This is a genomic window from Oceanisphaera pacifica, assembly GCF_017498065.1.
GTDB lineage: Bacteria > Pseudomonadota > Gammaproteobacteria > Enterobacterales > Aeromonadaceae > Oceanimonas > Oceanimonas pacifica.
The window spans coordinates 1-2,511 of record NZ_JAGDFX010000030.1 but is presented as its reverse complement, the minus strand read 5'-3'; the positions used below and the strand labels follow the sequence as shown (position 1 = coordinate 2,511).

Genomic DNA, 2,511 nt, shown 5'->3' with positions numbered 1-2,511 from the left:
TTACGGACTCAAGCGCTTCTTACCAGCTCATCCGTACTTAACGCAGGTTAGCACGTCCTTCATCGCCTCTGACTGCCAAGGCATCCGCCGTGTACGCTTAGTCACTTAACCATACAACCCCAAAAAGCCTCTTTTATGTTGAGGTAGCTTAGCGATTTCTTCGTTGCGGCTTGCGCTCGCTCCATCACATAGAAACCTATGCTCAGGAGGCTCGCTTAAACCGCGCCTTGAACTCGCGTCGCTGCCTCTAACCTAAAAAACGCTTTAATAAAACATTTAATAGGTAGACATAAATAATGAGGAATTTTTAGCAGGGTTGTTTGCATCGTGACTGATGCTTACAACTTATTTGCCAAGAATTTCTAAGACACTTGCGTATCAAGAACTACAAATTATTTCTATCAACTTTCCAGATTGTTAAAGAGCAAGAGTAGTTAAACTCTAAGCTTTAGACTGTGAGATAACGTATTTTTATCTGACAGCTTAAAGCTTATAGCTTACGGCTTACGGCTTTAATGGCGTCCCCAAGGGGATTCGAACCCCTGTTACCGCCGTGAAAGGGCGGTGTCCTAGGCCTCTAGACGATGGGGACAAAACTCACGGGTACGAAGCTTCGCTTCGTAGTGAGTTTTGTAAAGGCGAGCGGTGAGCTCTGCGAACCCGAGCGACAAGAACAAAGCTGTCCCTGTGCACCACTGGTTGCACCTTTTCAAAACGCACATTTACCCTGCCTAACGCTTCGCGTTGTGACAAGTTTTGTAAAGGTATGTGTATGCTACAAGCTATAGGCGAACTTGCAGCCATCCCTTTATCAAAAGCGCTCTACTCATATCAAGCAAACTGTGTGAACACTCAACAAAGGCTGAGATTAAGGTAAGGAGGTGATCCAGCCCCAGGTTCCCCTAGGGCTACCTTGTTACGACTTCACCCCAGTCATGAATCACACCGTGGTAATCGCCCTCCCTAATTCCGAAGAAAAAGGGTTAAGCTAACTACTTCTGGTGCAACCCACTCCCATGGTGTGACGGGCGGTGTGTACAAGGCCCGGGAACGTATTCACCGTGGCATTCTGATCCACGATTACTAGCGATTCCTACTTCACGGAGTCGAGTTGCAGACTCCGATCCGGACTACGACGCGCTTTCTGGGATTCGCTCACTCTTGCAAGTTGGCTGCCCTCTGTACGCGCCATTGTAGCACGTGTGTAGCCCTACCCGTAAGGGCCATGATGACTTGACGTCGTCCCCACCTTCCTCCGGTTTATCACCGGCAGTCTCCTTTGAGTTCCCGACATTACTCGCTGGCAAAAAAGGACAAGGGTTGCGCTCGTTACGGGACTTAACCCAACATCTCACGACACGAGCTGACGACAGCCATGCAGCACCTGTATCAGTGTTCCCGAAGGCACTAAGCTATCTCTAGCGAATTCACTGTATGTCAAGGGTAGGTAAGGTTCTTCGCGTTGCATCGAATTAAACCACATGCTCCACCGCTTGTGCGGGCCCCCGTCAATTCATTTGAGTTTTAACCTTGCGGCCGTACTCCCCAGGCGGTCAACTTAATGCGTTAGCTCCGAAACCCACGTCGCAAGGACACAGACTTCAAGTTGACATCGTTTACAGCGTGGACTACCAGGGTATCTAATCCTGTTTGCTCCCCACGCTTTCGCACATGAGCGTCAGTCTTTGTCCAGGGGGCCGCCTTCGCCACTGGTATTCCTTCCAATCTCTACGCATTTCACCGCTACACTGGAAATTCTACCCCCCTCTACAAGACTCTAGCTTGCCAGTTCCAAATGCGGTTCCGAGGTTGAGCCCCGGGCTTTCACATCTGGCTTAACAAACCGCCTGCGTGCGCTTTACGCCCAGTTATTCCGATTAACGCTTGCACCCCTCGTATTACCGCGGCTGCTGGCACGAAGTTAGCCGGTGCTTCTTCTGTGGTTAACGTCACAGTGACGCCGCTATTAACGACGCACCTTTCCTCACCACTGAAAGTGCTTTACAACCCGAAGGCCTTCTTCACACACGCGGCATGGCTGCATCAGGGTTTCCCCCATTGTGCAATATTCCCCACTGCTGCCTCCCGTAGGAGTCTGGGCCGTGTCTCAGTCCCAGTGTGACTGGTCATCCTCTCAGACCAGTTAGAGATCGTCGCCTTGGTGAGCCGTTACCTCACCAACTAGCTAATCTCACTTGGGTTCATCCAATCGCGAAAGGCCCGAAGGTCCCCTCCTTTCCCCCGTAGGGCGTATGCGGTATTAGCCATCGTTTCCAATGGTTATCCCCCACGACTGGGCAGATCCCCAAGCGTTACTCACCCGTCCGCCGCTCGTCAGCAAAGGAGCAAGCTCCTCTCTGTTACCGCTCGACTTGCATGTGTTAGGCCTGCCGCCAGCGTTCAATCTGAGCCATGATCAAACTCTTCAATTAAAAGTTCTAGCTCAATGAATTACTGATGTACTGCTATTTCTAGTTGCACTTCACAAGACATTGAAAAACAATATTTTTT

General features: G+C 50.3%; 1 tRNA gene and 2 rRNA genes. All 3 read right to left on the bottom strand.

Annotated features, from left to right (window positions below):
* A 23S ribosomal RNA gene (locus J3U76_RS14280) occupies positions 1 to 111 on the bottom strand; the annotation flags it as partial.
* Positions 112 to 516: 405 nt separating this feature from the next.
* Positions 517 to 592 (bottom strand) — tRNA-Glu (locus tag J3U76_RS14275).
* A 282-nt stretch (positions 593 to 874) separates the two neighbouring features.
* A 16S ribosomal RNA gene (locus tag J3U76_RS14270) occupies positions 875 to 2,432 on the bottom strand.
* Positions 2,433 to 2,511: the final 79 nt, after the last annotated feature.